Here is a 6,163-nt window from a genome sequence, read left to right as displayed (position 1 = left end):
ATACTTGAATGCAAGAGGTATCGAAGACAGCAGAATGGAAGAGACCTGGTTTGGGGAGACCAAGCCGATCAACGACTGCAACGTAGTATCCTGCACCGAGGCCATGCATCAGCTCAACAGACGTACCGAACTCAGAGTAGGCAAATCCTCCTACACCTACTCAGGCAGAAAAAAGAAAGTAGATACCCTCTAATACCCACTTGATGTGAATAGTAGAATGCAAAAAGAGGCTGCCAATTGGTAGCCTCTTTTTTTTGAATAGTTTATCCTAAAGTTTGAAATTCCGGGTAATTCCCACACTAAGTCTGCTACTGTTTAGAATTTGGTTTCCATGTAGATTTTGCGAGATAGGATATTGATAACTCATGGATACCGTGGTCTTGGTGATGTTAAGATCCATTCCTAACTGCGCAAATGTCACATCTCCACCAGTTAAATTCTGCTCTAAGCTTTCCCAGATATCTTTTTGAGAAGATTCAAAATATAAACCCACATTAGGCGCTAAAAGAATTTTTTCAGTCACCTGAAACTGATGAAAATATATGGCATAAGCATTAAAACTATTTCCAGTTTGGTAATCCTGTGCTCCTATTGTACTCCACTGATAACTTCCGCCAGCATTTACTCCGTGGTTGTTTAAAAACCACTGGTAATTCAATCTGGGGATAAAGGCAAAGGCATTTTTTCCTGGCTGAATGATCGGATCATAATAATCGAGATTTTCGTTGTCTGATTGGATCAAAGCCTGTCCCGTTGGCAGGTTTACAGCAAACCCCGGGCGGATCGTATGTCTTGATTTTTGATTATAAATCAGCCAAATGTAATCTCCTGCCAAAGTTAAATCTCCCCACCCTTGAACAAATAGCGTCGTGTCCCGACTTGGGTTAGGAAGATCAAGAAACTCTTCATAGTAAACCTTATTGAACTCATAAGGAAGTACAGCGGTCAAGTTCCATTTATTTTTTATCGTGAAATTCCCTCTAACTTCTAAGGTTTGATAGGTTTCAAAATCCTGCTTTGATTTTTTTACATAAAGATTATTCCCTTCAGGTTCATGCATGATAACAGGATAGTTACCCCATAAAACCTGCTTTGAAAGCTGCTGTGGATAAGTCAAAACTGACTGAGAAGCGGGTGAAATAGAAGTGTAACTTTTATAGTCATCGAATCCACGATACCTGTAGAATATGCCTACATAGCTCCTGTTCTCAAGAAGACTGTATTCGAAGAAGTTACAACTGTCACAGGCAAAACTTTTTTGTGTTCCGAGAAACCAAAAACAGACTAAACTGAGTAAGAATATTTTTTCGTAAGTAGATAGCATCAATTAGATAGTTGTAAGTGTTTTTGAATAAAAACTGAATCTGTCAGTGAGCTGAGAAATGCCAGCAACGAGCTTTTCTCTTCAGGAGATAGCACAATCCCTCTGATGAGCTGAGGTGCTAGCGACTCATTGATCTGAATTCCGTTTTGGTAATGATCTAGAACTTCCTCCAATGTCTTAAATCTCCCGTCATGCATATAGGGTGCAGTTAGTTCTATGTTTCTAAGCGTTGGGGTTTTATAGGCCCCCATGTCCTTTGGATTGGAAGTAATTCTAAACCTTCCTTGGTACAATCCCTCCAATTCTGGTGGATTAGGATACTCTTTATCCAGTCCATTATTGTGGAAATAGCGATCTGTAAATAGACCCTCTCGGTGACAGCTAGAGCAATTATTTTTATAAACTTGGTAGCCTTTGAGCTCTAAATCACTGAGAGAGGCTTTTCCCATTTGCCACTGATCATACTTTGAATCTTGGGAGATTAGAGTTCTCACGTATTGACTGATTGCTCTTGAGATATGAGCACTTTGGATTAATTCTGATTCAAAGACCAATTCAAAATGCTGCCGGTATTCCACAGAGGACAACAGGTATTGAACTAATTCTTCCAGATTAGCTCCCATCTCATCTGGGTGAGTGAGCGGTGCAAAATTTAAAGATTCCAGATCGTTTGCCCCTCCATCCCAGAACAAACCATCTAGCTGCCAGGCTAAATTAACTAGTGTTGGAGATGTGCGAAGTAAAGCTTGACCAGATACGCCAAGCTTGCCTAGACTTTCCCCATCTGTAAATGCCAATTGAGGCATATGACAGGTAGCACATGAGACCTTTCCGTTACTAGAAAGTTTTGGGTCAAAAAATAGTTTTTTGCCCAAAAGAACTCCTTCCTCTGAGAGAACATTGCGCTCTGGCTGTGGAAATCCACTAACCTGAAGTGTGGAAGATACTTCAGGAATGAAATAATGGACTTGCTGCACTTGCTCGAAAGGATCTATATCCTGTGAGCAGGCAGTCGTCAGTGCTAGTCCAATCAAAAGAAGGAAGTTGGGTAGTGTTTTCATGAGAAAACCCGAGGGAGTTATCTCTCGGGAGTTTTGACTACTTCACAGTAATAAAGCCGTCAGAATAATTCTCAGCTACTTTTCCAGCATTCTCGCCAAACATAATTGTGGTGCTTTCCAACTCACTCAGTTGAAGTGGATATGGATCTAGGAACAACTCATCTAAATTAGAAGTAAGCGTCACTGTGGATGGGATTCCCGCTCTGACTCCTGTTAGTGGTAGCGTGACTGTCCTGTAATTTGGATTGGTGCCGATGTGCATAATCAGCCCCTGTCTTTCGCCAGTAATTGAGTTAGTGAATTCCCCTTCAAATACGACGAATTTGTACCCAGTTTTCCAGCTCCATGCCATATCAGAGTTTGGATCCAAATCTCCCGTTTGATCTATTTTACTGTTTGCTAATTCATCCACACCGATAGAGAAAGTCAGCTGATCATAGCTTGAAGAAGGAATCATTCCAAGATCTATATTTTTGTTTCCGTCATCACTGATTAGATGATAACTGTCCGGCACTATATAACTAGCAGATGTTTTAGAATTAGTCAACACGATGTTTGATAGATAGTATTTAAATTTTTTGGGAGTGAAATCTTCACCTGACGGAAGTGTGAACGACTTTCCGTTGAGCTCCAACGTTTGACCATCAAGCACATGCTCCATAGTTATCTCCATTGCCATCGTGGCCGGCACTTCTACATCCTTACATGAGAAGACACTGAAGATCGTGGCGAATAGGGCTGTATAGATTAGATTTTTCATCTTATTATTTTTTTAATTAAAAGGGTTAGAGAATTTTGAATTGGTAATAAAATCCTGATCTGTTAGCGTGTGGAGAAAGGCTACAATGGCCTTTTTTTCCTCATCACTTAGATGCAATTTGACCGCATCACTGCCATCGGGAACCTCATTGCTGGCTTCTAGAATCAATACATCCAGCGTAGTGCTATTTTGAATATGATCATTGTAATGATCGAGAACCTCTTCCAACGATTGAAACCTACCGTCATGCATGTACGGACCGGTCAAGGCAATATTTCTTAGACTCGGAGCTTTGAATTTCCCTTGATCAAATGGATTAGCAGTGACGTTCATCAAGCCGGAGGATAGCTTTTCCTCTGCATCCAATCCATTGTTGTGAAATCCGGAAAATCCATTAGGGTCACCAGCGATAAGAAAGCCAATATGACAATCACTGCAGTTCCCACCTCGCAGTTGAAGCTTGGGATCAGGATGTGTGAAGAAAAGCTCAAGCCCCAATTTTTCCTCGGGAGTCAGCTCAACTTCATTTCTGATCCAGGCATCGAACTTTGAATTAGCAGAAATCAGTGTTCGCTCAAACTGAGCCAGGGCCTTTCCGATTAACCCAGGCGTGATAGCATCAGTGCCAAAAGCACTTTCGAATAGACTCGGATACCGTGCGTCAGCTTGTAACCTGTTGACGGCTTCGGCGATTGGAAGATTCATCTCTCGCACATCTTCTATCGGCACAATGGCCTGGGCTTCTAGTGTAGAAGCTCGACCATTCCAGAAGAATTTGGTTTGCCAGTGGAGATTAGAAAGTGCCATGGAGTTCATGTCACCTTGAGTGTTGTTTACTCCGAAACTGAACTGATTGCCGTCAGAAAAAGCATTTTGTTGTTGATGGCATGACCCACAGGAAATACTGCCGTCAGCAGATAGCTTTTTCTCATAGAAAAGCATTCTGCCTAATTGCACGCCTTCCTCAGTCAAAGGATTATCTGCTGGCATGGGAATATTCGCCGGAAAATAATCCGGTGCATCCAACATCATCTGTTGAGGTCCATTGATAAGATCAACTTCGGTGTTTTGGCAGGCAAATAGTCCACACACGCAGATCAACCCTAGCCAAGTAGGGAATTGAAATCGCATGTAATGTTAATTTGAAATAAGAAATCGGTTAGCCAGTCAAAAAATCACGCTTGTGGCGGATGGTCGATTTCTTTGGATGCGGTTTGACCAAACCAGCTTAGGTAAAAAGATTGATGAGCAAAAGGCTCAACAGAAAAGAAAGGATGCTGATAGTAGAGGGTGGCGTTTGAGATATAAACTCCAAAATCCTGACTAAAGGTAAGTGCGGTTTTATTTTCTTGCCTTTCCTGTTCTTCCTTCAGTTTTGTCGCCAAGTAGCACTTACCATCACAGTTCATCGTAGGTTTGTCTGTGTTGATACAGAAGTTGTCTATGATGTATTGTTGATTCATAGTGAAGCTCACTTTGATCACCGAGTACACCATACTATTCATTATCAGAATAGCACAAAGCCATATGTATAGCGTGCTTTTGAGCATTTGCCACAAATGTATAGCAGAATTTTATTTTGTGCGCTCATTGATGTTTTTTTATTGTAAAAATTCCATTACCTATTTTTTTAAAATGATTGTCCGCATTTCTACCAGTAAGGTGGAATAAGCAATGTAGCAAATGTTAAACTTAAGCATTGAGGCCGCTTCGGTCATCGGTCTTCCAACCAGCTAAGCAAGGAATATAAGGTGACTGGCATTATTGCGGATAATCATATACCATTACCTATTTTTTTAAAAACAATCCATCACGTCGCTGTCTGTATGAAATAAAAGCCTATATCTTCAATTGGCCTCGACTGAGCTCAGACTTGCTCAGAGAAAAAAGTTATAGTATCTGTGTCATCCGGCTTGCTCGCCGCTATAAATCCCATTAATCAAAAGTCTTCGAGCTATCAGCGATCATCTCGTTGATCTCAGCCATCTCATTTTCAGTCAGATCACGCCATTTGCCTACAGGGATATCCAGATGCACGTTCATAATTCGGATACGCTTAAGTTGGGTTACTTTAAATCCAAAATGCTCACACATTCTCCGTATCTGCCGATTTAGGCCTTGCTTTAGAATGATACGAAATTTGAATTTGCTGATTCGCTCTACTCTACAGGCATCAGTCACCGTGTCCAAAATTGGAACTCCAGCACCCATCAACCTGATAAATTCATCATTGACCGGACGATCTACCGTCACGATATATTCCTTTTCGTGATTATTTTTTGAGCGAAGAATCTTGTTGACAATATCTCCTTCGCTGGTCAAGAATATTAAGCCTTCACTGTCTTTGTCCAGTCTTCCTATCGGGAAAATACGCTGTGGATGGCCGATGTAGTCGATGATATTATCTTTTTCTCCCTTCGTATCTGTGGTGCTTACTATTCCCACGGGCTTGTTAAAAGCAATGTAGGTATGAACTTGTTTTGGTTTTCCCACCGATTCTCCATCGACTGCAACTACATCGATTGGGCCGACTTTGGTGCCTAGTTCTGGAACTTTGCCGTTGATGGTGATCCTGCCTTCCTCTAGAAGCTTGTCCGCCGCACGACGTGAGCAAAAGCCTACCTCACTGAGGTATTTATTGATTCGTATGTGTTGATCTTCTTCCACTAGCGTTGCAAATGAGTTAAGAATGTAAGTTACTCAAACCAACTTAAGGCTGAGTATTTAAACATATCAAGTCTTCGTATTTGGTATATCACTACCACCCCTTTTGGAGGTATATTTCACTTTATCTATTCTCTATTTACCTTATGGATATAAAAATAAATTCAGTGCGCAGGCCGATAAAGTAGAGCGCAAACTATAGGTTTTTCCATAGAGGCGCCCTTATCGAAATCTCTTCATGCTAATAAAACAGATATACCTATGAGCCTTTAGAGGGGATGATTTGAGGCTAAATAAAGATGAGTTCAAATAAAGGAATTTGAACTCATCTTTGTGATTTTTAAGATTCAAGTA

General features: G+C 41.0%; 6 protein-coding genes and 1 pseudogene. 1 reads left to right on the top strand and 6 read right to left on the bottom strand.

Translation table 11 applies throughout. The annotated features are described in order from the left end of the window. A pseudogene (locus ABJH64_RS05285) lies at window positions 1–193 on the top strand (hypothetical protein); the annotation flags it as partial. Between the two features lie 75 nt (window positions 194–268). On the opposite strand, the gene ABJH64_RS05280 reads toward ABJH64_RS05285, so the two are convergent. The 6 genes from ABJH64_RS05280 to rluF form a co-directional block, all read right to left on the bottom strand. Continuing rightward, on the bottom strand, window positions 269–1,324 hold the full coding sequence (locus tag ABJH64_RS05280) for a hypothetical protein (RefSeq protein WP_348274111.1): 1,056 nt from the start codon (window positions 1,322–1,324) through the stop codon (window positions 269–271). Continuing rightward, entirely contained in the window at window positions 1,324–2,385 is a 1,062-nt protein-coding gene (locus ABJH64_RS05275) for a cytochrome c peroxidase (protein ID WP_348274112.1), read from the bottom strand. Before ABJH64_RS05275 ends, ABJH64_RS05280 begins: the two co-directional genes overlap by 1 nt. A gap of 37 nt (window positions 2,386–2,422) precedes the next feature. Further along, entirely contained in the window at window positions 2,423–3,145 is a 723-nt protein-coding gene (locus tag ABJH64_RS05270; protein WP_348274113.1) for an MbnP family protein, read from the bottom strand. 12 nt (window positions 3,146–3,157) lie between these two features. Then, window positions 3,158–4,276 (bottom strand): cytochrome c peroxidase, encoded by a 1,119-nt coding sequence (locus ABJH64_RS05265; RefSeq protein WP_348274114.1) that lies wholly within the window; start codon window positions 4,274–4,276, stop codon window positions 3,158–3,160. 44 nt (window positions 4,277–4,320) lie between these two features. After that, entirely contained in the window at window positions 4,321–4,608 is a 288-nt protein-coding gene (locus ABJH64_RS05260; protein WP_348274115.1) for a hypothetical protein, read from the bottom strand. Between the two features lie 472 nt (window positions 4,609–5,080). After that, window positions 5,081–5,812 carry a 23S rRNA pseudouridine(2604) synthase RluF gene (rluF, locus tag ABJH64_RS05255; RefSeq protein ID WP_348274116.1) on the bottom strand — a complete coding sequence of 244 codons (732 nt, stop codon included), beginning with the start codon at window positions 5,810–5,812 and terminating at the stop codon, window positions 5,081–5,083. Between the last annotated feature and the right edge of the window lie 351 nt (window positions 5,813–6,163).

It is taken from the genome of Algoriphagus sp. (assembly GCF_039969895.1).
Taxonomy (GTDB): Bacteria; Bacteroidota; Bacteroidia; order Cytophagales; family Cyclobacteriaceae; genus Algoriphagus.
The sequence above is the reverse complement of the archived record's forward strand: the minus strand, read 5'-3'. Positions and strand labels throughout refer to the sequence as shown.

Coding starts and splice junctions, on each gene's coding strand:
- ABJH64_RS05280 (WP_348274111.1), bottom strand. CDS start 1,324: ATGCTATCTACTTACGAAAAAATATTCTTACTCAGTTTAGTCTGTTTT.
- ABJH64_RS05275 (WP_348274112.1), bottom strand. CDS start 2,385: ATGAAAACACTACCCAACTTCCTTCTTTTGATTGGACTAGCACTGACG.
- ABJH64_RS05270 (WP_348274113.1), bottom strand. CDS start 3,145: ATGAAAAATCTAATCTATACAGCCCTATTCGCCACGATCTTCAGTGTC.
- ABJH64_RS05265 (WP_348274114.1), bottom strand. CDS start 4,276: ATGCGATTTCAATTCCCTACTTGGCTAGGGTTGATCTGCGTGTGTGGA.
- ABJH64_RS05260 (WP_348274115.1), bottom strand. CDS start 4,608: ATGAATCAACAATACATCATAGACAACTTCTGTATCAACACAGACAAA.